Source organism: Streptomyces sp. NPDC007991, from assembly GCF_042958445.1.
In the GTDB taxonomy this organism is placed as follows: domain Bacteria; phylum Actinomycetota; class Actinomycetes; order Streptomycetales; family Streptomycetaceae; genus Streptomyces.
In genome coordinates this window covers 13,671-37,758 of record NZ_JBIBJD010000022.1, presented here as the reverse complement: position 1 = coordinate 37,758, position 24,088 = coordinate 13,671, and the positions used below count along the sequence as shown (strand labels likewise).

General features: G+C 68.6%; 23 protein-coding genes. 22 read left to right on the top strand and 1 reads right to left on the bottom strand.

Going from position 1 to position 24,088, the window contains the following annotated elements; genetic code table 11:
- Positions 1-7 precede the first annotated feature (7 nt).
- On the top strand, positions 8-2,176 hold the full coding sequence (locus ACFZDA_RS39620; RefSeq protein ID WP_391091070.1) for a hypothetical protein: 2,169 nt from the start codon (positions 8-10) through the stop codon (positions 2,174-2,176).
- A 191-nt stretch (positions 2,177-2,367) separates the two neighbouring features.
- Positions 2,368-2,904 carry a hypothetical protein gene (locus ACFZDA_RS39615; RefSeq protein ID WP_391091068.1) on the top strand — a complete coding sequence of 179 codons (537 nt, stop codon included), beginning with the start codon at positions 2,368-2,370 and terminating at the stop codon, positions 2,902-2,904.
- A gap of 198 nt (positions 2,905-3,102) precedes the next feature.
- Here ACFZDA_RS39615 and ACFZDA_RS39610 read toward each other — a convergent pair whose 3' ends face one another.
- On the bottom strand, positions 3,103-3,534 hold the full coding sequence (locus tag ACFZDA_RS39610; protein ID WP_391091066.1) for a hypothetical protein: 432 nt from the start codon (positions 3,532-3,534) through the stop codon (positions 3,103-3,105).
- 113 nt (positions 3,535-3,647) lie between these two features.
- Between ACFZDA_RS39610 and ACFZDA_RS39605 the strand changes: the two genes are divergently transcribed.
- The 20 genes from ACFZDA_RS39605 (at position 3,648) to ACFZDA_RS39510 (ending at position 23,966) form a co-directional block, all read left to right on the top strand.
- Entirely contained in the window at positions 3,648-4,190 is a 543-nt protein-coding gene (locus tag ACFZDA_RS39605; protein WP_391091064.1) for a hypothetical protein, read from the top strand.
- Positions 4,177-5,709 carry a terminase large subunit domain-containing protein gene (locus ACFZDA_RS39600; protein ID WP_391091062.1) on the top strand — a complete coding sequence of 511 codons (1,533 nt, stop codon included), beginning with the start codon at positions 4,177-4,179 and terminating at the stop codon, positions 5,707-5,709. The genes ACFZDA_RS39605 and ACFZDA_RS39600 overlap by 14 nt, the downstream gene beginning before the upstream one ends.
- Before the next feature lie 824 nt (positions 5,710-6,533).
- Positions 6,534-8,387 (top strand): hypothetical protein, encoded by a 1,854-nt coding sequence (locus ACFZDA_RS39595; RefSeq protein WP_391091060.1) that lies wholly within the window; start codon positions 6,534-6,536, stop codon positions 8,385-8,387.
- Between the two features lie 65 nt (positions 8,388-8,452).
- Entirely contained in the window at positions 8,453-9,259 is an 807-nt protein-coding gene (locus ACFZDA_RS39590) for a hypothetical protein (protein WP_391091058.1), read from the top strand.
- Between the two features lie 108 nt (positions 9,260-9,367).
- Positions 9,368-9,784: a head decoration protein gene (locus ACFZDA_RS39585; RefSeq protein WP_391091056.1), complete on the top strand. Its 417-nt coding sequence runs from the start codon at positions 9,368-9,370 to the stop codon at positions 9,782-9,784.
- Positions 9,785-9,799: 15 nt separating this feature from the next.
- The gene (locus tag ACFZDA_RS39580) at positions 9,800-10,849 is read left to right on the top strand and encodes a major capsid protein (RefSeq protein ID WP_391091054.1); all 1,050 of its coding nucleotides are present in this window, start codon (positions 9,800-9,802) and stop codon (positions 10,847-10,849) included.
- Positions 10,850-10,851: 2 nt separating this feature from the next.
- Positions 10,852-11,142 (top strand): hypothetical protein, encoded by a 291-nt coding sequence (locus ACFZDA_RS39575; RefSeq protein ID WP_391091052.1) that lies wholly within the window; start codon positions 10,852-10,854, stop codon positions 11,140-11,142.
- A 98-nt stretch (positions 11,143-11,240) separates the two neighbouring features.
- Positions 11,241-11,567 (top strand): hypothetical protein, encoded by a 327-nt coding sequence (locus ACFZDA_RS39570; protein WP_391091051.1) that lies wholly within the window; start codon positions 11,241-11,243, stop codon positions 11,565-11,567.
- Positions 11,564-12,409: a hypothetical protein gene (locus tag ACFZDA_RS39565; protein ID WP_391091049.1), complete on the top strand. Its 846-nt coding sequence runs from the start codon at positions 11,564-11,566 to the stop codon at positions 12,407-12,409. Before ACFZDA_RS39570 ends, ACFZDA_RS39565 begins: the two co-directional genes overlap by 4 nt.
- Positions 12,406-12,795 carry a hypothetical protein gene (locus ACFZDA_RS39560; RefSeq protein ID WP_391091047.1) on the top strand — a complete coding sequence of 130 codons (390 nt, stop codon included), beginning with the start codon at positions 12,406-12,408 and terminating at the stop codon, positions 12,793-12,795. The genes ACFZDA_RS39565 and ACFZDA_RS39560 overlap by 4 nt, the downstream gene beginning before the upstream one ends.
- On the top strand, positions 12,795-13,247 hold the full coding sequence (locus ACFZDA_RS39555) for a DUF6093 family protein (protein WP_391091045.1): 453 nt from the start codon (positions 12,795-12,797) through the stop codon (positions 13,245-13,247). Before ACFZDA_RS39560 ends, ACFZDA_RS39555 begins: the two co-directional genes overlap by 1 nt.
- A complete protein-coding gene (locus tag ACFZDA_RS39550) occupies positions 13,244-13,630 on the top strand; it encodes a hypothetical protein (protein WP_391091043.1) in 387 nt (128 codons plus the stop codon). The genes ACFZDA_RS39555 and ACFZDA_RS39550 overlap by 4 nt, the downstream gene beginning before the upstream one ends.
- A gap of 26 nt (positions 13,631-13,656) precedes the next feature.
- Complete coding sequence (locus ACFZDA_RS39545) at positions 13,657-14,073, top strand: hypothetical protein (RefSeq protein ID WP_391091041.1); 417 nt, start codon at positions 13,657-13,659, stop codon at positions 14,071-14,073.
- A 101-nt stretch (positions 14,074-14,174) separates the two neighbouring features.
- Positions 14,175-14,645 (top strand): hypothetical protein, encoded by a 471-nt coding sequence (locus ACFZDA_RS39540; RefSeq protein ID WP_391091039.1) that lies wholly within the window; start codon positions 14,175-14,177, stop codon positions 14,643-14,645.
- Between the two features lie 111 nt (positions 14,646-14,756).
- A complete protein-coding gene (locus tag ACFZDA_RS39535; protein ID WP_391091037.1) occupies positions 14,757-15,311 on the top strand; it encodes a hypothetical protein in 555 nt (184 codons plus the stop codon).
- Positions 15,312-15,454: 143 nt separating this feature from the next.
- On the top strand, positions 15,455-15,700 hold the full coding sequence (locus ACFZDA_RS39530) for a hypothetical protein (RefSeq protein WP_391091036.1): 246 nt from the start codon (positions 15,455-15,457) through the stop codon (positions 15,698-15,700).
- Positions 15,701-15,721: 21 nt separating this feature from the next.
- Positions 15,722-21,025: a phage tail tape measure protein gene (locus tag ACFZDA_RS39525; RefSeq protein WP_391091034.1), complete on the top strand. Its 5,304-nt coding sequence runs from the start codon at positions 15,722-15,724 to the stop codon at positions 21,023-21,025.
- Positions 21,015-21,908 carry a hypothetical protein gene (locus ACFZDA_RS39520; protein ID WP_391091032.1) on the top strand — a complete coding sequence of 298 codons (894 nt, stop codon included), beginning with the start codon at positions 21,015-21,017 and terminating at the stop codon, positions 21,906-21,908. The genes ACFZDA_RS39525 and ACFZDA_RS39520 overlap by 11 nt, the downstream gene beginning before the upstream one ends.
- Positions 21,909-21,924: 16 nt before the next feature.
- Entirely contained in the window at positions 21,925-22,866 is a 942-nt protein-coding gene (locus ACFZDA_RS39515; RefSeq protein ID WP_391091030.1) for a hypothetical protein, read from the top strand.
- Positions 22,863-23,966 carry a hypothetical protein gene (locus tag ACFZDA_RS39510; protein WP_391091028.1) on the top strand — a complete coding sequence of 368 codons (1,104 nt, stop codon included), beginning with the start codon at positions 22,863-22,865 and terminating at the stop codon, positions 23,964-23,966. The genes ACFZDA_RS39515 and ACFZDA_RS39510 overlap by 4 nt, the downstream gene beginning before the upstream one ends.
- Positions 23,967-24,088 lie beyond the last annotated feature (122 nt).

The window sequence follows — 24,088 nt, the reverse complement described above, 5'->3', positions numbered from 1 at the left end:
GAAGACCATGACCAAGACCGACATCCCCGCAGAGCTGGTGACGCCCGCTGAGAAGCGGTGGGACTTCAGCCGCGACGCCGTTACCCCCGGACGCCTCACCGCCTGGGGCGCCGAACTCGCCTGCGCCAGCGCACTCGTCGCCCCCCTCGCCGACATCCCCTGGCAAGCCGGCGCCACCGCCGGAATCGTCTGCACCGGCGCGGCCGTCGCCTACGAGAAGGCCCGCGGTTCCTGGCGGCGCGTCATGGTCGCTCGCGCCTCCTCCTGGCTCGCGACCACCGGCTGGCTCTCCTACGCCCTCGCCACCCAGCCCACCTTCCTCACCATGAGCATCGGCGTGTCCACCTGGGCCGCTGGAGCCGCTGTCAACATCGGTATGGACAAGTGGGGCGAGACCACCCGTGAAGCCGAAGCCGAGCTGGACCGGCGCCTCGCAGAGGGCGAGCAGATCAAGGCCGCGCAGGACGGCTGGGCGCAGCTTCTGTACGACATCTGCGGCATCGAAGGCGCCGTTGCGGACCCGATCGTCGACCGCTGGCCCTCCGGCGTCGGCGAAACCGTGAAGATCACCCTTCCGGCGCATCTGAACATCGACGCCCTCCGCGGCTACGAAGCCGAACTCGCCGGAGCCCTCCACCTCCCCAAGGGCGGCGGCGTGTCCTTCTCCGCCGGCGGCCCCGAGGTGCCCCGCAACGTCGTCTTCATCGCCATCACCCGCAAAAACATGATGGCCGGCGCGATCCCCTACCCGAAGCTCACCCCCACCACCATCAACAAGCCCGTCGGATTCGGCATCATCGGCAACGGCTCCGAAGCCGCCCTCAACCTCAAGGACGAAGGGTTCATCGCCATCGGCGCCCAGGGCTCCGGCAAGACCGCCCTGATGAAAACCCTCGGCCTCGGCCTCATCCGCTGCATCGACGCCCTCGTCTGGGACATGGACACCTCCGCCAAGATGAGCGCCGTCTTCATCAACCCCTACCTGCGGTACGGCATCGGCGTGCCCCTCATCGACTGGCCCGCCACCACCGAAGACGAATGCCGCCTCATGGTCCAGGCCGCCCGGGCGATCATCGCCGCCCGCAAAACCGAATACGCCGACCTCCTCGAAGACGAGGACATCGACAACCTTCCCGCCCGCCCCGAAATCCCCGCCATTCACATCCGCATCGACGAGACCAAGTCCATGCCCGACGACGTCCTCGAAGGCATCGACTTCATCATCGAAGAAGGCCGCTCCGTCAACGTCCGCGTGTCCAACACCGGCCTGCGCGCCACCCGCGACTACATCACCGCCGCCATGGACGAACTCACCCCCGGCCGCATCGGACTACGCACCAACAACGCATCCGAGCTCCACATGCTGTTCCCCGGGTTCGGCGCACCCGACATGGCGATCTTCACCGACCCCGGCACCGTCGTCTACATGTCCGCCACCAAGGGCCCCTTCCAGCCCGCCCCCGCCAAGGCCTACGCCACCATGGCCGAAGCATTCACCCAGAACAGCGCCGACTACGAGCGCATGCAGACCCTGTTCATGGACGCCGCCCGGGAACTCTCACACATCCGGCCCGACCTCGACGAAGTCTCCGCACGCGCCGCCGGCCTCGCCTACGGGCAGCGCTGGGCCCGCTGCATCCCCAACCTCCGCGGCGACGCCTACGGCAACGTCGGACCCGACCGAATGCACGAATCGGTGTGGGAGCTCTACCGCTCCTGGCCCACCCCCGCCTCCTACGACGAACTGCTGGGCCGCGCCGTCGACGAAGACGGCGACCCAGTCACCCCGCACGGAGCCACCATGGCCATCCCGCGACTCACCGAGACCATGCTCGACGAAGACGAACTCGAACGCGCCGCAGCCCAGGACGCCGCCATCGAACTCGCCAAAACCCGTGTCGCCCCCAAGTCCAACGACGACCTCGCAGTCGAACTGTTCGCCACCCTCGGCAAGCCCGCCAAGCCGTCCGAGGTGTACCCCCTCATGGTCAAGGCCGGCTACACCCTCTCTGACCGCACCTTCCGAGACCTCTGCGCGAAACTCGCCCTACAGGACAAGCTCACAAGGGGCGATGATGGAACCTACGCGGCCCCGAGCGGTGAGGTTCCTGATGTCGGACGAGTTCCCGGACCTGAAGATGACGCCCATGGACGAGGCGATGGCCCACATGAGTGAGCTGATCTCCAGCCTTCAGAGGGCCGGACTCAGCGAGAACGCCGCCGTGCGCTTCGCGGCCATCTACTTCAACGAGATGTCCAAGAACGACACGGACGACGACTGACACGCAAGCGACCAGGAACGCCCCCGGGTCGTACCCGGGGGCGTTCTGCATCTCCACCCCTACCGACCGCCGCCCAGGAGCCCCCGTGAACACCGACCTCACCAACCCGCAGCAGCCCGCCCCCCAGACCAGCAAGCCCACCGACACTGCCCTCCAGCGTGCCACGCAGATCGCCGCCGCAGTCGACGCCGTCTACGAGAAGCCCACCTCCTACAACAACCCCGACCTCCCCTCCTGGCAGGACGGCACCCGCATCGGCACCACCCCACCCGTCGACCAACCCGGCAGGGCAGCCATGAGCGGGAAAGCAGTTGACGACACCGCTCGCATGATCGGCGGCGGCTTCCTCCTCCTCTGCGCCGGCGGAGCCGTATCCGGCGTCATGCACTTCTCCAGCCAAGCCGACCCCACCGTCATCGGCCTCATGGCCGCAGTCCCCGCCAGCCTCGCCGTACCGATCCTCGCCCTGTCGCGACTCGTCAAGCGCGCCAAGCAGGTGGCCGAAGCCGCCCCGCCCGTCATCCACCAGCACTACAACGGCACCGTCCACCAAGACCAGCGGCAGGCCCACACCAAGACCGTCGCCGTCCTGGCCAACACCCGCAACCAGCTCCCCAAGTAGCCCCCGGGGGAACGCGCCTCAGACAAACCCGCCCCGGTAGTGCAGCATCAGAACTGCACGGCCCGGACCACCGGTACCGGTGTCCCCGCGCCCTACCAAGGCCCGGGCCGTGCCACAGACCGCTCGAGGCCCATCCCCCCGGCGCCCGAGCAGCAGACGGCCTCGCCACCCTCCCCCTGGTGGCGAGGCCGTTCCACATCACCCCTCCGGATGCTCCCGGAACCACGCCACCATCCGCTGCAACGGGGTACTCACCGCCAGCATGTTGCCCTTCGCCCCCAGATTGCCCCGCCCGAAATGGTCCGCCTGACGCTCCGCCAGGTTCACGTAGCCGATCGGCTCCGCATACACGGACGCATCCCTCGCCCGCATTGCGTCCCTGACCTTCACCGCGGCCGCCAGCTTCCGCGTCATGAACGCCTGGCAGTCATCCGCATCCGAACACCCGGACGCCGCCACCCCCTGATACGCCTCGAACGCCGCCCGCGGCTCCACCACAGCAGCCGAAGACGCCGACGCCGGCGCCGACGGCTTCCCACCCCCGGCAGCGTCGCCCCCGCTGCACCCCGACAGCACAAGCACCACAGCCACCAGAACCCCTGCGGCCCGCCCCCAACGCATCTCATCCATGCCGCGCATGGTCCCCCCGCCCCCAGGCCCGGGGGAACCCAAACGCGAATATCGGCGATCATTCGTCACAGGCGCGGGGCCTCACAACCACACACAGCGGGAGCCCCACCGCCATGGCATGGTCCAAACTCAAGCTTGACGAAGTCGCCGTACGCCGCACCAAACTCCTCAAGCTCCGCCGCGAAGGAGTCCGCTACGACGACGAACGCGTGGCAGCCATCGGCTACAGCAGCCCCGACGCCGCCCGCAAAGACCTCCACCGAGCCCTCGAAGCCCACCGCGACGCCGAAGCCGCCGAAGTCAGCATCTACCGGCAGCAGGAGAACGAACGCCTCGACGCCCTCCTCGAAGCCGCCTGGCCCCGCGCCACCCAGCCCACACCCGTCTTCGACAAGGAACGCAACATCGTCGGCGAGGAGATCGACATGCGGGCCGTCGACACCGTCCTGCGCCTCATGGACCGCCGCGCAAAACTCAACGGCCTCGACATGCCGGCCAAGGCCGAAGTCACCGGCGCAGACGGCGGCCCCCTCCAGATGAGCAAAGCCACCACCGCTGAACTCGAAGTACTCATCGGACTCCACCCCGCCCCCAGCGCCGTACCCGACGGAACCGGCGAGCAGGACGAAGGCCAGGCGGATAGTGGCAGCGAATAGCAGCCTCCTCGCCGTCTACCGGACCCTGCCCGACGAGCAGCGCCTGGACATCATCCGCAGCGCCTCCCACGACCTGCGCGCCCAGCTCGCCGTCATCGAACGCGACATGGCCATGGACCGTTCCCCGGGTGCGCTCGCCGCGGTCCTCACCCACCACAAAGAGATGCAGGCCCGCCACCTCGACATCATCGACCGGATCTATCAGCGCATTGCCGCCGGGGAACGCATCCGCGCCATGGTGACCATGCCGCCACGCGCTGGGAAGTCCCGCCGCACCTCACGCTGGGGACCCGCCTGGTATCTGCGGCGGCAACCGGACCACCGGTTCATGCTCGCCTCTTACGCCGCTCACCTCGCTGACGACCACGGTCGGTGGATCCGCAACACGATCACCGAGCACGCCCCCACCCTCGGCATCAACCTGAAGTACGGATCCCAGGCCGCCAACAGGTTCGATATCGACGGCCACGAGGGCGGCATGGTCACCGCCGGTGTCGGTGGACCTCTGACAGGCCGCGGCGCTCACGTCGCAGTCGTCGATGATCCATTTAAAGGCTCAGAAGACGCCAGCAGCCCCACTCAGCGGGAACGCGTCTGGGACTGGTGGCAGTCCGTCCTCCTCACCCGCCTCGAACCCCAAGGCTCCGTCCTCCTCGTGAACACGCGCTGGGACGACGACGACCTTTCCGGGCGGCTCCTCAAAGAAGAACCCGACGACTGGATCGTCATCGACCTCCCCGCCATCGCCCTCACCGCAGACGACCCCCTCGGCCGGCAGCCCGGCGAAGCCCTCTGGCCCGAGCGGTACAACGAAGACGACTACGCCAGGATCCGCAAGTCCGTCGGCGAGCGCGTCTGGTGGGCCCTCTACCAGCAGCAGCCCAGGCCCCTTGAAGGCGGCGTCTGGCAGTGGGCATGGATCACCGGAAACCGCGTCAGCCCCGCAGCGTTCCGCGGCGTCGACCTCACGCGCTCCCTAGTCGCCATCGACCCCTCTGGAGGATCCGGCACCGCCAACGACGAAACCGGCATCATGGCCGCCGGCCGCGACACCGCAGGCGAGCTGTACCTGTTCGCAGACCGCTCCGGCCGCCACGGCGCCAACGCCTGGGGCCTCGAGGCGTGCCTGCTCGCCCTCGACATCGGCTCAGACGCCTGGGTGGTGGAGACGAACTTCGGCGGCGACATGACCCGCCAGGTCCTCATCCAAGCCTGGCGAGAGCTGGAACGCGACGGCCGCACCGGGGGCCGCCCCATGCCACGGATCATCGAAGTGAACGCCAAGCAGGGAAAGCGGCTGCGCGCAGAGCCCATCGCCCAGCTGTACGAGCAGGGGCGGGTGCACCACGTTGGGGAGTTCCCCGATCTGGAACGGCAGATGGTGACCTGGCTGCCCGGCATGGACAGCCCCGACCGGATGGACGCCGCCGTGCACGCACTCACCGAGCTGGCAGACCCAGCGCAGGAAGGCCTCGGTACCCAGCACTACAGCGATCAGAGGCTCCGCGGCCGCCGCTAGCAGCACGTTGGAAGTGGTGATCGCATCACTGCCCGCTGCCTGGCCAGCAGTCACGACTGATGGCTTCACCATCGCAGCAAGTAGCCAGCACGCACGCATCACCGCAGGTCAGCAAAGCGGCGGCATACAAGCTGCATATGCCAGATCGTTGATCTGACGATTCGAAAGATGCCGCAATGTTGGCCGCTACCCACATTGCGCAGCGTCGCTGATTTGGGTTCTGCGGGTTCGGCTAAATAGCAAAACCGATGTACATTGGCTGAGGCGTCAGCGCATCTGTAGATGCGGTAGCGCCGGGCAAAACAGAACCGCCCCCCTGGCTGGGAGGCGGTCTGATTCCTTAGCGGGCTGCCGGGCTCGGGACTACAGGTGCGCCGCCAACTGGAGGTAGAGGTCCAGGAGGCTGGTGATGAAGCACCAGAAGTTCCAGTCCGGCTGTTCGTTGTTCATGATCACCTCTTGTTCGGCCCTAGGGATTGAACATCCCGGAGCGGGCCTGTTCCTCCGGGCCGCGGCGGCCGGAGGCAAGGTGGTGAACACGTCGATAACGAACACCCGATGGAGAGTCTACGGCCTCCGAAGCACACCTCCGGACCTCCATGGTCGGAATTCCCGGCAAGACCCCCGCACCGCGCGGATTGTCGGGTCGCGTTCCCCGAAATCGTCACTCGTGCGGGTGAATTGGTGATTTGACGATTCTCCGGCCGCCCCGCTCGGGACGCCCTGGCCGACCTCTGGGGGAACCCGGCCGCCCAACCCCCGTACCCTGATCACTAGGCGCGGGGCCTGTCGCACGGCAGTGGTACGGCTGTGGAGGAGCAGCGGTGGGCCTCATGTCCGGCCTCAAGCGCGTCACCATCGACGCGTGGTCCTGGCTGAACTACAAGCCGATCTACGCCGACCCCCGCGGCATGCCGTACCGCCGGGCGTTCCCCGAAGCCCGCGCAACGTGGGTGCCCCCGCACGACGAGCGCCGCCTCGCCGCGTACAAGCTCCTCGCCGCGTACGACAACAACCAGGCCGCCGAACTCGCCGAAGTCCTCGACGGGCCCACCGCCCGAGACAAGCGCGAGTTCGGCGACCCGTCCCTATTCATCGACGCGATCATGTCGCACGTGCTGGGACGTGAGCAGACCATCACCGTGCCCGGCGCCGAAGACCCCGACAGCGACACCGACACCGCCCTCGCCGAACGCGTCCAGACCCTGCTGCGGGACTGGGCCACCGACGAACTCCTGCCCATGCGGATCCAGCAGACCGAACGCAAAGCCGTCGCACTGGGGGACGGCGTGTACCGGCTCGCCTGGGACCCCGCCAAGCAGCGCGCCACCGTCCGAAGTGTTGACCCCGGCTTCTACTTCCCGCTGATCGGCGAAGACGACGACGGCGGCGAGTTCCCGACCCGTGTGCACTTCGCGTGGGAGCTCCCCGAAGACCCCCGCCGCGAGTTGAAGGCCCGCATCCGCCGTATCACCTACGAACTCGCCCCCATCGGCCCCGCCACCGCCGCCGGCGTCAACGAGGACGGCCGTGCCGTACGGGCGGTACGCACCATCGAAGACGCGGATGGCACCCTCGTCCCGGTTCTCGGCCAAGGCGACACTGTCGACCCCGAGACGGGCACCATCACCCGCCTGTACCCGTGGAACGACCAGCCGACCACGCTCACCTGCTACCTGACCGACGCCACCTGGAACCTCGACGACCTCAAGGGCGAAACCGACGTCGACTCCCTGCCCCTGAACAAGGCCACCTTCGCGACCCGCTCCGACGGGGAAGTCCTTGACCACCTCGACCTGCTCCTGGACTTCATTCCGGTCGTGCACGTCCCCAACACCGTGCCCGCCGCGGAAGAACACTGGGGCCAAAGCTCCCTGGCCAAGGTGTTGCAGGTGTTCGACGAGCTTGCCGGCTCCGACACCGACTCCGCGCGCGCCTCCGCCACCACCGGCCTGCCCATGGTCGCCATCTCCGGCGTCACCGACCCTCGCGCCCAGATGGACGTCGGCCCCGGCGCCCTGTTCAAACTGGGGGAGAACGGCAAGCTCACCGCAGTCGACACCTCCTCCGCCCTGCGGGAGCTTCGCGAGCACGTCCACGACCTTGAGGACCGGGCCGCCAAGGTGTCCCGCCTCCCCGCCGTCGCACTCGGCACCGTCGACCCGTCCAAAGCCCCCTCCGGGTACGCCCTGGACATCTCCCTGGGCCCCCTGGACTCCCTCATCGGGTCCATGCGCCTGGCCCGCGACCACAAGTACGCCCTGCTGCTGAAGTTCGTGCAGCGCCTGCACCTGGCCGGGCAGCACCCCGACTGGGCCGGCATCACCCCGCTGCCCGCCAGGCTCGTGTTCGGCCCGTACAAGCCCACCGACAAGGCAGGCATCCTCGAGCAGGTCGCCAACGGTGTGGAGAAGGGCGTCATCAGCAAGGAGACCGGCATCCGCATGCTCATGGAGGCCGGCTTCCCCATCGAGGACGCCGAGGAGGAGCTGAAGCGGATAGACGCCCGCTCCTTCGTCGACGCCCGCAACCTCGCCGATGCCCTCGGCAACCCCGACGAGGTCGCCGCGTTCCTCGGCCGCCGCGCCCCCAACGAGCCGGAAACCCCCACCCCGATCCTGCCCCCGGCGGGCGACGGCAAGGACCCGGCGCAAGGGAGCGGGGGGAACAACCCGTGACATCTGTGCTGCACTGTGATCTAGGCGCGGGGCCTGAACGATCGTCCATGGGAGGACTGTCACCAATGCGTCGCCCCGCGCACCGTCCCGGCCACACCGCCGCCTCCGGCTGGGCCCACCCGTACCTCGGCCCGGCCGCCCTCGCCGTGTTCTACAACGACGGAGGCGACCCGCCCAACCCGACACCGGCCGACGTCCCCCCCAAGCGCACCACGCCCACCCCGGTCGACGACGGCGACCAGGTCGTCATGCCGCAGGAAAAGTTCACCCAGAACATGACCGAACAGCGGCGCCGCGGACGCCACGCCGCCTACCGGGAGATAGCCGAAGCCGCCGGCATCGACTTCGACGTCAACACGTTCGACCCGAAGGCCTTCGCCGAGTCCTTCAAGGAAGCCCAGGCCGCCCGCAAGGCCATGCTCACCGAAGAGCAGCGCCGCGCCGAGGAACTCGCCCAGAAGGAACAGGCGATCGCCTCCCGCGAAGCGGAGACCGCCAAGCGTGACGCCGAGACCGCCAAGGCGCGCCGAGACCTGCAACTCGAGATGGCCCTGGTCCGGCTGGGTGCTGTCGACCTCGAGGACCAGCCCAACCTTCAGGACGCTTTCGCCATGCTGGAGCGCGACCTCGCGGCCACCCCGGACGCCGAAGCCGACGCCATCGCCGCAGCGGCGACCAAGCTGAAGCAGCGTCGCCCCGAACTGTTCGGGGCCGCGCCCGCCCCGCAGCCCAACACGCTTCCCCCCGCCCCCGGAGGCGCCCCCGCCGGCGGCCCCCCGGCCCGCACCACGCCCAGCAAGGACGACGTCAAAGCCCGCGCCCATGCCCGCGCCGTGAAGATGGGCTACGCCCGAAAGCCCGACGCCGCCTAACCCGCGGCCCTGTAGACCGAGGGACCACGCCTCTCCTCCCGTGGACGACACCCCACCCGGTGTCCGCCCCAAGATCAACGATCCCCATTTCCACGGGAGGAGATCGGCGTGGACATCCAGCCGACCACCACGGAGACCACCGTCACCGCAGACCGCCGCTGGCTGCTGTCGACGTATGGCACCGAAACCAACAAGACGGTCACCCTCGACCTCGCCCAGTTCACGTCCGGCACCGACTACACGGCCGCCGCGAACGGACTGCCCAACCTGATCCCGTCCGGGACGCCGCTGGGCAAGGTCACCGCATCCGGCCTGTACGGGCCGTACGACTCCGCCGCCGCCGACGGCACCGAAGTGTTCGCCGGGCTCCTGGAGTTCGACACCGCATTCAACACCGGCTCCACCAAGATCGGTGCCGCGCTGCGCATCGTCGGCGACGTCGACGTTTCCAAGCTCCCGGTGGCCTTCACGGTCCCGGCCGCAGCATCCCGCACCGACCACATCGTCTTCTCCGACCTCTCCTGAAAAGGGTGATCACTGATGCTTGAAGCCCTGCTCAGGGACATCACGGCCACTGAGATCATCGCCTTCGCGCGAGCCGTGCAGACCGAGGCGTCCTACGCCCTCACCGGCAACGTCATGCCCGAACGCCAGATCAACGGTGTCAAGTACAAGACCCGCCGCACCAGCCGCCGGGTCAACGCCGCGAAGTACCGCGCCTACGACGCGCAGACCCCGATCGCGTCCCGCGAGGTCAAGCAGATCGAGACCGAGGGCCAGCTTCCCCCGCTCGGCCAGAAGTACCTCGTGGGAGAGCTGGAGACGATCCTCCTCGCCGTCCGGCGCGGTCAGGACGCCTCCGAACTGGTGGAGATGCTGTTCGACGACGTCGCCGCGCACACCAAGTCCATCCGCTCCCGCCTCGAACTCGCCGTCGGCGACCTCCTCACCGACGGAAAGTTCACGCTGACCGGCGAGAACGGCCTGACGGTGGAGTACGACGCGCAGGTGCCGTCGGCGAACATGCCGACCGCAGCCACCCCGTGGACCGACCCGACGTCGGACCCGATCGCCGACGAGATGGCGTGGCTGGAGACGCTGCGCGCCTCGGGTGCGCCGATGCCGGAGAAGGTCCTCACCTCCTACCAGGCGCGCGCGCTCCTCTCCGGGAACGACGCCTACCGGGCCGCCTACTACGGGTCGGTGAACCCCTCCAACACGCCCACCGCCACGCTGGCCCCGAACGAGGTCGACGCGGTCCGCGCCCGCTACAACCTCCCGCCGGTCGAGATCTACGACGTGCAGATCCCGAAGGACGACGGCACCATGGCCCGCCCCCTGCCAGTAGACCGGTGGATCATGGTGCCGCCGAACCGCACCCAGTGGGGCGAGACTCAGTACGGCATCACCGCCGAATCCATCGCTCTGACGACCGGCGACAACCCGGCCATCGAGCTGGAAGAGGCGCCGGGGATCATCGTCACCCACGGCTGGCAGGACGACCCCGTACAGGTGTGGACCAAGGGCTCCGCCGTGGCGATGCCGGTGCTGTACGTGCCGGACATCCACATCACCGCGAAGGTGTTCTGACCATGGCGAAGCTTGCAGTGGACACCTTCGTGAAGGACCCGCAGACGCGCCTCATGGTGCATCTGCGAGCCGGTGAAGAGCCCGCACCCGAATACGCGGCGCTCGTGAAGAACCCCGACGCGTGGGAAGACGGCGAACTCCCCACCGTCGAGAAGAAGAACGCCGACACCTCCTCGTCATCCAGCGAAGACGAGACCGGAGACGACGGCGACAAGCAGGCCGCACGCAAGACCGCGGCCAAGAAGCCGGCTCGGGGCCGGAACGCCGCCGGAGAGGGCGCCAGCGGCGAATAGCGGCGTGCGGGCCCGCCCCTGGTGGGGGCGCCAACAGGGCGGGCCCGCACCCGCACCACCCCTTCCTGCACTCACCCGTCTGATGGAGGCCAGCAGGCATGGACGCCGCCGTACTCGCCTGGCTGAAAGCCCAGCTCGGCGCCGCAACCCCATCCAGCGACCTCGAGACCCGCTACGCCCGTCTGGGCACCGCCCGTGCCGTCGCACTCGAGATCCTGCGTGAACGCCTTGCCGCACTGCTGGAACAGCCGTCGACCGTGACCGTGACCTCCGTCGTCGGCGTGTCCTACACCGAGAACATCAAGGCCTACGAACGGAAGATCGCGCAGCTTGAGAGCGGGCAACCGCCCGCCCCGGACGATCCGGCCGGCAGTAACCCCGACACCCTCGGCGTGCTCTACCTGAAAGCACGGTCCCGGCGATGACCACCGCCGCACCTGCCACCGACGACCGGGCGGCACTCACCGCCCTCATCGCCGCGGCGACAGCCGAACTTGTCCGGCAGTGGCAGCGCCTGGCCACCGCTCAGGACGCCCTCCTGCGCACCCTGGAGCGCCTTCGGCCCGGCCTCGGGTCCACCACCCGTATCCGCACCGTCATGGCTTCCTTCAACCAGGAAGTCGGCGAGTTCAACCGCCTCACCCGCGCTCTGGCTGAACGCTGGGCAGCCCAGGACCTGCCCATCGCCTACCGCGACGGCGCCCAGCGGGCCCTGCACCAAGCCGGCGCCGACACCAGCCTGTTCCAGTGGAGCGCCGACCATCAGGCCGCCGTGACAGCCCTCACCGCGACCTTCTACACCGACCTCATCGGCCGCATCCAAGAAGCAGTACGCCGCGCCCAAGCGTTCGCCCGCGCAGCGCAGGACGCCACCCGCGCCGTCACCCTGGGCCGCAACCACGCTGGTATCGACTCTGCTCGCCTGACCGCCGACCATCCGCTGTCCACGGTCATCTACCGCAACAACGCCCGGCACCCGGTGAAGGACTGGGCACGGTCCGCTCTGGGCTACCAAGGCGTGGTGACCGCGAACCACGGCGCGATCAACGCTGGTCGGCTGGATCTCGAGGCGGCGTGGTTTGCGTGTGTGGATGGAAGCGAGTGCGGGTTCGTCTCCCATCAGGACACCGACCACGCCAGCGGCACCATCCGCTCCGCTGACGACGCGGCCGCCTACCCCATCGCCCACCACGGGTGCATACGGTCCTGGATCCCGCGCCCTGACCTCAACGGCCGCCGCGGCCTCGTCTCAGGAGACCCCGTATGACCGAGCAGCCAGCCGAACCGCAGGCGCACAACGTCCGCATCGACGCCCAGCCCGGACACGCCACCGTCACCCTGGACGGCACCCCACTGCCCCCCGGACAGATCGTCGGATACCAGCTGGAGCACTCCATCGCCGACTCGCTGCCCATGCTGGTCCTGCACACCCGGCAAACCGACACCCTCATTTGGGAAGGCCTCGCACGGGTTGCCGTCGCCGACCCTGCGCACGACCTCGGCGAGCAGATCGCCGCCTTCCTGAAGAACATCAACCCGGCCGCCCTCGAAGGCGCCGCCCTCGAGCGGGACGACCTGTCCGACGAACGCTACGGCCTGACCGCCGCGATGCTGGCCACGCTCGCCGACTGGGCCCGGGGCAGGGGAGTGTGATGGCCGGCCTCGATGCAGCCCTGGCAGGGGTGACGGCGTGGATCGGGACGAACCTCCTCGTCGACACCGTCCGTATCACCCTGCCCGCCACTGGTGAACCGGTCCTGAACGACGACACCGGCCTGCTGGAGTACCCGCCCGGGGGTGTGCTGTACGAGGGGCCGGGTGCGGTGCAGGGCGGGACCGCCCAGTCGGAGATTTCCGCCACTCCCGACGCGGGGCAGCCGTGGGTGCAGGAAACCAAGTCCCGTTACCGGTTGCTCACCCCACTGACGGCACCGGTCGCCCCGAAGGACGCCCTCGTCACTGTCGTCACCGTGCACAACCCGGCGCGCACGGCGCTGATCGGCCGGTCCTGGACCTGTCAGGACCCCGGGCGGGCCGGAACGGTGGAAGTCGTCCGCATCACCCCCCTGGACCAGAACCAGGCCCCCCGCCGGGAGGCACTGTGACCCCCGACGAACTCGCCGAGCGACTCGAGAGGGCCTCCACCCGCATCGGCCCGGCCATCGCGCGCGGCGTGCAGCACACAGGTGAGCTGGGGAAGGCGCGCATCCGCGGTAACGCCTCCGGGCGGCCCGGCCCGAACGTCATCACCGGCGCCTACCGCAACTCGTGGCAAGCCGAGACGAGGCGCATCCCGCACGGGGCGATCTGCACCCTGGGCACGATGGCCCCGCAAGGCCGCCGCCTGGAGTTCGGGTTCGTCGGCACTGACAGCTTGGGACGCTCCTTCAACCAGCCGCCCTTCCCGCATGTGCAGCCCGCCCTGCCCTTCATCGGGGACACCCTCATGGCGCAGATGCGGCTCGCCGTTGCGGAGGTGCTGCTGTGATCGACAAGAGGCTCGCGGCGAAGGCCGTGCACACGCTGCTCGCCGCCGCCACCAGTAAGCCGGTTGGGGACGGCCGGATGCCGCAGGCCGAGCCCCCGTACTACATCCAGTACGTCGTTGATGCGTCCGTGTCCGGGGCGCCGCTCGCCGATGACAACGAGGACATGACGCTGATCGTGCAGATCACGTCCGTGTCCGGGCCTGATCCGTCCAGGCCCGGATCGGCCGGCACTTTGGACCAGGCCCTGTGGATGGCCGACAAGGCCCGCCGCGCGTTCCTCGCCCGCGATCCGGTCACCGGGCTGTGGGTGAACGCCCTCAACCTGCCCGGGGTGAAGAACACCAGCCGTTCGGTGGAGATAGAGCCCGGGGGAACGAGTGATCCGAACGATGCCATCATCAATGACGTGCAGAGGTTCAGGTTTGACCTGACCCCCGCCTGACCCTGGGCCAGGCGGAAAGACCGCACCGCGGCGGGACCCCCGCGGACGCCACCAGGCAGGTGGCCGCCACACAGTTATCAGCCGCTGTAGGGGTCCACACCATGGCCAGGTTCAACCGCAAGGGCGTCACGAAGATCCTCTTTGCTGACACCATCACCGACGCGGGCTACATGCCCACCCTCGCCGAGATCACCGGCGCCACCGACTACACCAAGCAGATCGCCGCCGTCGACGGGTTCTCCCTGGAAAACCAGGAGATCGAAACCCCCGACATGGACTCCACGTTCGTGTCGAAGATCCCCGGCGACGACTCCGCTTCGGACTCGTCTCTCACGTTCTACGAGGACGACACCACCGACACCATCGAAACCGACCTCGCCAAGGGCACCACCGGTTTCGTCATCATCTGCCGCAAGGGCAAGACCGGCGGCACCAAGGGCATGGACGTCCATCCGGTCCGTGTCGCCTCCAACAGTCCGGCCATCACCGCCGACAACGAAGCCGCGAAGATCATGGTGAAGTTCTCCATCACCGACCGGCCGCTGCTCAACGCCACCGTCCCGGCGACCTGATCCCCGCCCAAGCGCTGATCCCCCCTAGTCGCCTGGCCGGGCCCGCACGCGTTCGGGAAGGGGCGTCCACTGTGGCGCCCGGCCAGGTCCCCTTCCCTGGAGGACCACCCCATGACCAGTACCAGCACCAAGGCGCAGCCGCCGCAGAACGCCGTCGACCGCGATCCGCACTGGACCAAGACCCGGGAGCGTCTCGCCGCCCGGCAGCGCCCCGTCATGACGATGACGATCTGCGACGACCAGGACGTCAAGCAGCGCCTCGCAGCGGCCCAGTACGCCGAGCGGCGGGCCCGCATCGCAGCGGAAGCCGACCCCGGCGACAAGGACCTGAAGAAGACCCTCACGACGGCCCAGGCCGACACGGAAGCCGCGCAACGGGCGTTCGACGACGCCGCGATCGTGCTCAGGTTCCAGGCGATGCGCCGGCCCGACTTCGAGGCGCTGAAGAAGGAGCACCCGGCGACGGAAGAGCAGGCCGAGGACGGGCTGGCATTCAACCCCGAAACCCTCGGCCCCGAGTTGATCGCCGCCTCCTCCCTGGACGGCATCACCGTCGACGAGGCCACCGAATACCTCACCGACTGGTCGGAGGGCGAGGCCGCCCAACTGTTCGACACGGCCTGGCAGGTGCAGGGCGAGACCCGCGCGGACCTGGGAAAAGGCTGATCCGAGATGAGCGCTTCCGTCGAGAGCTGGAACTGTGCGAGGAGTACCGCATCCCGCACAGCCAGTTCCTCGGCATCGGTGACGGCCGCTGGTCCGAACGGGACCGGGCCAAAGCCCTCGCCTACCGCGACTACCAGCGCACCGTGTGCCCGCAGTGCGGCACCCGGCACGACGACTGGGACCACGGCGGCGAAGACGAAGAAGACCGGTATGTGGCCGTCGTGCAGAAATGCGTGGGCTGCGAAGTCATCGCCGACAAGCAGGCCGAACTGTCCCGGGACGGGGAGCCCCCGCACGGGATGAAAGTCGGCCTGGTCCCGGCCTCCCAGCAGGCCGCCCTGGACCTGATCCGCGAACTGCAAAAACGCCGCACCGACAACGACGACTGACCGACATGAAGGGAGGGCCGGGTGGCCAACTGGAATCTGTCCGTTGACCTGCGCGGACACGGCAACGACCTGGCCCAGGCCCTCAAGAGCGCCGCGAAGAACGCCCGCAGCCTCGGGACAGCAGCCCGCACCGCGAAAACGGAAGTCCGGGAGCTCGGGCAGGCATCCCAAACCGCGTCCCGGCACATCCGAACCCTCGGCAGCACGGCCCGCGGCACCGCACGCGACCTGAACCGGCTCGGCGACAACGCCGGCACCGTCGCCCGGCGCCTGACCCGGTACGGAGACGCAGCCCGCACCGCCAACCGGCACGTCAACACGCTCGGCGACCACTCCCGCACCACCGGGCAGCAACTGGCCCGCATGTCCGGGCAGATCGACACCGCGATCCGGGACCTGCTGCGCCTGGCCGATGCTGCCCGCCGCGCCGACGCCCGCATGGGCCGTATCGGCGATGCCGGGGTGCGGGGCATGCGCCGCTACCGGGAGGAAACCAGCCGCACCCGCGAGCACCTGAAGAGCATGGCGGTGCTGCTGTCCGGCGGGGCGCTCACCATGGGGGCCGCCGACCTCGTCAAGGAGGGCAACGAGTACCAGCAGGCGATGAACGCGTTCGGCGCCACCACCGGCGCCACCGCCGCGCAGATGCAGCGCGCGTCCGCGACCGCCGACCAGCTCGGTAATGACCTGCGGCTGCCCGGCGCGACGGCTGCGGACGCCGCCGAAGCCATGGTCGAGTTGGCCAAGGCAGGGTTCCGTACCGACCAGGCCATCTCCGCCACCCGCGCCAGCCTGGTCCTCGCCTCCGCCGCGCAGGTCGACGCCGCAGACTCCGCGAAGTACCTCGGCGACATGATGGACCAGTTCGGCATGGGCGCCGACCAGGCCGGCGTTGCCGCCGACACACTGGCCGCCACCGCAAATGCGGCCAGTGGTGACATTATCGACATCTACTACGCGATGAAATATGCCGGGCCCGTCGCTCACGGCCTCGGCGTCAACATGCAGGAAGCCGCCGCTGCGGTCGGCATGCTCGGTAAGGCGGGCATCCTTGGCCAGACCGCCGGCACGACCCTGCGCGGAATGTTCGCCAACCTGGCCTCTCCCACGAAGCAGATGACCGAAGGCCTCGAGGCCATGGGCATCCAGGCGTGGGACGCCCAAGGCCGGTTCAAGGGCCTCAGGTACGTCATCGACGGCCTGTCCAAGGCGCAGCACCACATGACGCAGCAGGACTTCGCCGCCGCGGTGAAGAAGGCCATGGGCAAGCCTGCCATGTCGGGTGCGATCGCGTTGGCCCACCAGGGCGTCGAATCGTTCGACAACCTGATGCAGGCCGTGTCCCAGACCGGGGCCGCATCAGCGATCGCCGAAGCCAAGGGCAAGGGCCTGGCCGGTGCGATGCTCCAGCTGAAGACGCAGGCCCGCCAGACCGGCCTGACGATCTACCAGGGCATGGCCCCGGGGCTGGAGTTCCTGGTCCGCGGCGTCACCGACGGCCTCAACACCGCCACCCCGAAGATCAAAGCGTTCTTCGACTACATCAACGACGCCGCCACCCTCTTCGGCCCGGACATCGCCGCAGCCGCCCGGGAACAGTTCTCCGGGATCGCCGACGCCGTCAGCGACATGGCCGGCGGATTCAAAGACCTCGGCGCACAAGCCCTGGCCGACTTCCTGCACCTGGTGCTGTCCGCCGGGAAGATGGTCATCGACGTCCTCACCAACCTCGGCCATGGCGTCGAACCCGTCGTTGAGGCGTTCGCCGGGCTGAGCGGCGAGGGCAGCACCGTCTCCTCCACCCTGGACACGATCGTCACGGCCGCCGACCTTGCGGCCAGCGCGATCGGATCCCTGTCCGCGATCCTCGTCCCGATCGGGCACATCGTTGCCGGGTTGGTCTCCGCGTTCGGGGCGCTGCCCGGCCCCATCCAGCAGTTCGTCCTGGCCGCGATGCTGGTCTCCCGGATCCAGCCCCGCATGGCCGGCCTGGCCTCCACCGTGTCCGGGCGGGTCACCACCGCCTTCCGCTCCCTGAACGACCAGATGACCGTGCAGCGGACGCTGGCCGCATCCGCCGGCCAGTCCCTGTCCCGCTACGGCGCCGCCTTCGCCGTCCTCCAGACCCGGGTGCCGCTCATCGGCCGCATGGGCGAGGCTTTCCGTACCGCGTCCGCAGGCGCTACCGGATTCGCCGGAGCCGTCCGCGGCGTCACCTCAGCCGCAGGAGCCGGACTACGCGGCGCCATGGGCGGCCTGATGGGCGCCATGGGCGGCCCCTGGGGCCTCGCCCTCACCGGCCTGACCGTCGGCCTGGGAATGCTGGCATCCTCCCAGCAGCAGGCCGCAGCGAAGGCCGCCGAGCATAAAGCCAACATCGACGGCCTCACCCAGGCCATGCGCCAGTCCAACGGCGTCATCGACGAATCGGTGCGCCAGCAGGCCGCCCAGAACATCCAGAACACCAAACTCGCGGGCACCAGCAAGTCCCTGGCCGATGTCATGGGAACGATGGGCTACAGCCTGTCCGACCTGACCGACTCCTACCTCGGACAGGGCGAAAGCGTCGACGATCTCGCCTCCAAGATGGAAGTCCTCGCCAAGAAGCAGGCCGAGGTCGCTGCCGCAGGAACACACGGTGGGGGCCTGCTGGAGCGGCAGACCAAGGAGGCGAAAGCCGCCGAAGCGTCATCAAGCGCCTACGGGGCGGCCGCCAAGGCTCTACGGGGCATGTCGGGGGACGCCAAGCAAGCAGCGAAGAACGCCCGTGACCTGGACTCGGCAACCAAGGGCACCGGCGACGGCGTCAGCGCCTACGACCGGCTGAAAACTGCCGTGGCCGCGCTCGCCGACAAAACCGCCGACGCCGACTCCCGAACCCGCGCCCTGCGTGACGCCCTCGACCTGCTGTCCGGCGGCAGCGTCTCGTTGCAGGCGGCGCAGGCCCGCGTGAACGAGGCCATCACCAACGCCAACGAGGCCATGGCCGCCGGTGTCGACAAGGCCGACGGCTGGGGCAAGGCCCTCCTCCAGGCCAACGGGGCACTGGACACGACCACGAAGAACGGCCAGTCCCTCTTCAACACCCTCAACACGATCGCCGACGGGTCAGCGTCAGCGGCGATCGCCGCCTACGACTTCGCCCAGTCCCAGGGCAAGGGCCTCCCGGAATCATTGGCCGCGGCCCGCGGGGAGATGGAGAAGTCCCGTCAGGCCGCCATCGACCTGGGCACTGGCTACGGCCTGACCGAGAAGCAGGCCGGCGCGGTCGCCGACTCTCTGGGCCTGATCCCTGGGCAGGTGTCGATCCTGCTTCAGACGCAGGGCGTGGACCAGACCCTGTCTGAGCTCCTTGCGGTGCAGGCCCGGTTCGAGCAGTTCCCGGACAAGAAGACCATCAAGGTCGACGCGCTCGGCGAGGGCGCGAAGAAGGAGCTCGAAGACCTCGGCTACAAGATCAAACTGATTCCCGGCACCCGCGAATACAAGATCACCGCGCCGACGAAGGAAGCCCGGGACCAGCTCGACCAGCTGATTCAGAAGCTGAGCGCCACCCCCAGCGGCAAGGACGTCCACGTCAACGCTGAGACGGCACAGGCCATCCAGCAACTCCAGCAGGTCCAGGCGCAGGTGAAGAGAACACCGGGCGCCAAGCAGATCACCGTCTCGACGCTGAACGCCGCCGCCATCCGAGCTCTTGAGGCGGTAGGCCTGAAGACCAGGCAGCTACCCAACGGCAAGACGGCGGTGTTCACCGCAAACGGTCAGGCCATCGGCGCCATCGCCGCAGTGCGCCGCGCCTTGGACGCCCTCAACGGCAAAACGGCCACCACCTATACGAACCATCTCATCACCACCCGTAGGCGAACGATCGTCGAGTCCAACACTCTTAGCCGCCCCGTTCAGGGCGAGGGCGGCATGTCCGCGCACGCTGACGGTGCCGTGGTCGACTACTACGCAAACGGAGGCATCCAGCGCGGAGGCGTCCGCCACTTCGCCGCGGGTGCGGAAAACCACGTAGCCCAGATCGCCCCCGCCGGATCGTGGCGCGTGTGGGGTGAGCCCGAGACTCAGGGTGAGGGTTACGTTCCCTTCGCCCCGTCTAAGCGACCCCGTTCCCGGGCCATCACCGAGGAGATCGTGCGCCGGCTGGGCGGCGACCCCAGCCAGATCCAGTGGAACGCCGACGGCAACGTCACCGACTGGCGCTACGACCCCAACACCGGCTCCCTCTACAGCGCCTCGGACGCCGGGCAGGCCGGACACAAGACCAAGAAAGTAAAGGTCAAGGTCAAGGGGAAGTGGCAGACCAAGGAAGTCGAGTACTTCGACATCGGCGCGGTCGAGAAGAAACTCAAGTCCGCTTCCAAGGCCACCCTCGCCTGGAACAAGGACCTCGAGAAGGTCGCCGACCGGGTCGGCGGTGACGTCGCCCAGGCCCTGGCGGCGATGGGCGAGGACGGCATGAAACTCGCCCACAAAATGGCCACGGGCAGCACCAAGTACATCAACGACATGGCCGCCGCCCTCCGGAACTTGCAGAAGGCTGCGAAGGCATCCCTGACGGACTACACGCGGCAACTCGGCAACGCGAACAAGATGAACAAAGAGTTCGCCGACGACCTCGCGAAGCTGGCCGCGATGGGCTACGGCGACCTCGCCGCGCAGCTGGCAGCGCAAGGCGACGAGGCCGCGCAGCAACTCGCCGACGCCGCAGTCAAAGACAAGGGCAAAGCCGCCAAGGCCAACGCCGCAGCGAAGACCGCGAACAGCTCGCTCACCGCAGACCAGGTGCAAACCCTGGTGCAGATCATCGCCGCGATCAAGTCGAACAAGACCGGCATCCACGAAGTGGCCTCCACCACCGGACTCGGCGAGGACGAGATCATCGAGGTGGCGAACAAGGCCAAGAAGCAGATCTCCAGCAGTCTCGGCCCTCGCGCGGACCGGTTCATGGCCGACCTGATCAAAGCGAACAGGTTCCAGGCCTACGCCGACGGCGGCATCCGGGCAGGCATGTACGCCACCCGCGGCGGCATCATCCGTTTCGCTGAGCCGGAGACGCACGGGGAGGCATACCTACCCCTCAGCCCCAGCAAGCGCCGCTCCGCCCTCCCGGTGCTGCACGACGTGGCGCACCGCTTCGGCCTGGGCCTGACCGACGCCCGCGCGACCCGGCCGGTCGTCATCGTCCGCGAGTCCAGCCCCACCAACGTGACCGTCACCGCCGTGCGCACGGGGGCGACCGCGTCGGATATCGCATCGCAGGTTGGCCGCTCGGTACGCCGGGCCCGCAGGGGAGGGGTGGCCGCCCGTGCCGCTTGAGGACTGGCAGTACGACCTTGGGGGCGTCGTCATCGGCGCCGGCACCAGCGTGCAGGTCATCGAGACCACAGGACTCGGTCGCCCACCGGTGCGGGAATCGGATGTGGACCAGCCCAGCATGGACGGCCAGTTCGCAGGGCCCGACTACTGGGCCGGACGACAGATCCAGTTCGACGCCGCCATCAAGATCCCCGGGAATCCGGCCGCGTGTCACGACATGGTCGCCACCCTTCAGGCTGCGACCGACGCGGCCGCAGTGCGGCTCGTTGGCGGGCAGGGGATGACGCTGCGCATCAAGCGGCCCGGCCGGCCGGTGAAACGGCTGACCGTGCGCGCCCGGAAGCTGGACCCGGAGTACAAGCAGGTCATCCACGGCTACGTGCCCCTGGACATTGAGCTGCTGGCCCACGACCCGACGCTCTACGCGGATGAAGAGTCCACCACCGAGCTGCCGCTGGGCTGGCTCACCGGCGGGGGGTTCGCAGCCCCTGTCGTAGCGCCCATCTACGTACAGGACGGCACGGTTGCCGCGGACCGGCCCGGATGGGTCACCAACGATGGAACCGCCGACGCTTGGCCCATCCTGCGGATCTTCGGCCCGTGCGCGAACGTCACCATCACCAACGTCGCCACCGGCCGCGCCCTCTCCCTGCCCACGCTGAACGTGGCTGCGGGCCGCTGGGTGGAGATCGATACCCGGCCCGGCTACCGGACCGTCACCTGGGACAACGGCGGCAACGCCTCCACCTACCTGTCCCCGAGTAGCCGCATCGACCTGTTCTCCCTGCCGACCGGCACGTCCGAGATGCGCTGGACCGCGTTCGACTCCACCAATTCCGCACGCCTCCGCGTGACCTGGCGCGACGCCTATACAGCCCTCTAGAAGGAGAGCCGACACCATGGCCCTGTTTCCCCGGCCCCTCCTCACCAACGGGGCCACCCACAGCGCGCAGCAGTTCAGGATGCTCGTGCGTGACCTGTCCAACGGCGCTGAGGGTATTACCCAAGGCGACGACCTGAAGGTCTCCCAGCGCTCCACCCCCGGCGGCGGCGTCATCGTCTCCGATGGCTCCGGCGTCATCCGTGGACGCGCCAACACTTTCCAGGGCACCTACTCGGTGTGCAACATCGGCTCCTCCGACGTGGACATCGCCGCCACCGGATCCGGCGCCGGCCGCTCCGACATGGTCATCGTGCGGGTGGAGGACCCCGAGTACGAGGGGAGCCTGGACCCGGAGGTCGATGAGATCGCCTACTTCCAGGTCATCTCCAACGTCTCCAGTTCCGCCACCACCATCCCCGACGGACGTACCGGGATCCCGCTGGCCCGGATCGACATCCCGGCGTCCACGTCCACCATCACCACAGCGATGATCACCGACCTGCGGAAGGTCGCCAACCCCCGTAAGTCCCGCACCATGGTCACGCAGTCCCCGGCCAGCATCAGCACCGGCATCGGCTCCAGCACCGGCTACAGCTATTTCTCCACGGCCGCGGGCTGGAACATCACCATCCCCGACTGGGCGACCAAGGCCATCGTGAAGATCGACGTCAGCCCGATCCGCTACGACCTGGGCAACTTCTGGGGCTACCTGTCCGCCACGTTCGGCTTGAGCCTCACCGTGCAGCCCACCACCCTCGACGACAACCAGGGCACCGGAGCCCGCCGGATCGGCGCCGTCATCGCCGACACCCTCACCATCCCCTCCGTCTACCGCGGAACCACCCAGCTCCTTCGCGTGCGCGCCGCCGCAGCGGACACCAGCCAGGTCGGCCGGATCTACGTCGACTCCGGCACCACGCTGGTCGCCGATGTGCAGTTCGAGGAGGCCCCGCGGTGACCGAGGCGCCGCCGGTGAGGGTCCTCACCCGGCACGCCCTCACCGGGGCGTGGCTGTCGACTGCGCTTCCCGTCACGGACCTGGAGTACGGGCCCGAACTGTCCGGCCCGGGCGAACTGCGCGGCACCCTCTCCCCGCGCCTGGTTGCCTCCAACCCGACCCTTGCCGACCCGGGCACCACCGAGATCTACGTGGAGTCCGACGGGCAGATCGAGTGGGGCGGGCTCATCTGGGACGTCCGCGCCCAGGGCAACGACTACGCCATCGAAGCCGCCTCCTGGTCTTCGTACCTCCAGAAGCGATATGACCTGGACGGCGAGCACGGAGGCCGCGGCCCCTACGTGTACACCGACCGGTGCGACGTCATCCGCAACATCTGGGAGTACGCGCAGTCGATCCCCGACGGCGACCTGGGCGTCACCGTCGATGCAACGACATCCACATCGAAGGTCGGCACCCCAGCCGAGGTGTGGCACTCCTACTGGTACGACCAGACCTCCCTCGGGGACCAGGTCGACGAACTCGTCTCCGACCAGGGCACCCCCGAATACACCTGCACCACCGCCTGGAACTCCGCCAAGACGGACGTGGTCAAGCGCATCAAACTGGGCTGGCCGCGGCTTGGGGCACGCCGCAAAGACATCGAGTTCTCCAGCGGCGTCAACATCATCGAAGAGCCCGAGGAGGCCCTCGCGGGCGACGACTACGCCCAGGTCGTCATCGGCACCGGCGCCGGCGACGGATCCGCCAAGCTCAGGCAGATCTCCGCCGTCCGCAACGGCCGACTCCGCCTCGAAGCCTCCGCCGCATTCCCTGAGGTCAAGGGCGTCGACATTCTCAAGCAGCGCGTGGAGTGGGAGCGGGCCTGGCGGCAGACCCTCGGCGCGGTCGAACAGGTCACCCTGCGCGACACCCCCGCCGCCCCGTTCGGGTCCTGGCAGGTGGGTGACGACATCTACACCCGCGTCCACAACCCGTGGGTGTCGTACACCGGCTGGTGTCGCGTCACCGGATGGTCCATCAAGCCGACTGCGGCGGGCGGCCCGCAGGCCGTCGTCTCGCTGAAGCCCGCCGCCATGTTCTCGTATGGAGGCCAGTAGTGGATATCGGCCGTGAACTGCACGCCCTGAGGGCCCGCCTGGACCGTATCGAGGCCTCCGCCCGCCTGTCCCACGCGTCCATCGACGACACGTCGCTGGAGGTCCGTGACGGAACCGGCAGC

Excerpts from the sequence above, each read along its gene's own strand:
- ACFZDA_RS39535 (WP_391091037.1), top strand. The coding sequence starts at position 14,757 with ATGACCAGTACCAGCACCAAGGCGCAGCCGCCGCAGAACGCCGTCGAC.
- ACFZDA_RS39580 (WP_391091054.1), top strand. The coding sequence starts at position 9,800 with ATGCTTGAAGCCCTGCTCAGGGACATCACGGCCACTGAGATCATCGCC.
- ACFZDA_RS39565 (WP_391091049.1), top strand. The coding sequence starts at position 11,564 with ATGACCACCGCCGCACCTGCCACCGACGACCGGGCGGCACTCACCGCC.
- ACFZDA_RS39515 (WP_391091030.1), top strand. The coding sequence starts at position 21,925 with ATGGCCCTGTTTCCCCGGCCCCTCCTCACCAACGGGGCCACCCACAGC.
- ACFZDA_RS39610 (WP_391091066.1), bottom strand. The coding sequence starts at position 3,534 with ATGGATGAGATGCGTTGGGGGCGGGCCGCAGGGGTTCTGGTGGCTGTG.
- ACFZDA_RS39555 (WP_391091045.1), top strand. The coding sequence starts at position 12,795 with ATGGCCGGCCTCGATGCAGCCCTGGCAGGGGTGACGGCGTGGATCGGG.
- ACFZDA_RS39560 (WP_391091047.1), top strand. The coding sequence starts at position 12,406 with ATGACCGAGCAGCCAGCCGAACCGCAGGCGCACAACGTCCGCATCGAC.
- ACFZDA_RS39540 (WP_391091039.1), top strand. The coding sequence starts at position 14,175 with ATGGCCAGGTTCAACCGCAAGGGCGTCACGAAGATCCTCTTTGCTGAC.
- ACFZDA_RS39570 (WP_391091051.1), top strand. The coding sequence starts at position 11,241 with ATGGACGCCGCCGTACTCGCCTGGCTGAAAGCCCAGCTCGGCGCCGCA.
- ACFZDA_RS39620 (WP_391091070.1), top strand. The coding sequence starts at position 8 with ATGACCAAGACCGACATCCCCGCAGAGCTGGTGACGCCCGCTGAGAAG.
- ACFZDA_RS39575 (WP_391091052.1), top strand. The coding sequence starts at position 10,852 with ATGGCGAAGCTTGCAGTGGACACCTTCGTGAAGGACCCGCAGACGCGC.
- ACFZDA_RS39605 (WP_391091064.1), top strand. The coding sequence starts at position 3,648 with ATGGCATGGTCCAAACTCAAGCTTGACGAAGTCGCCGTACGCCGCACC.
- ACFZDA_RS39590 (WP_391091058.1), top strand. The coding sequence starts at position 8,453 with ATGCGTCGCCCCGCGCACCGTCCCGGCCACACCGCCGCCTCCGGCTGG.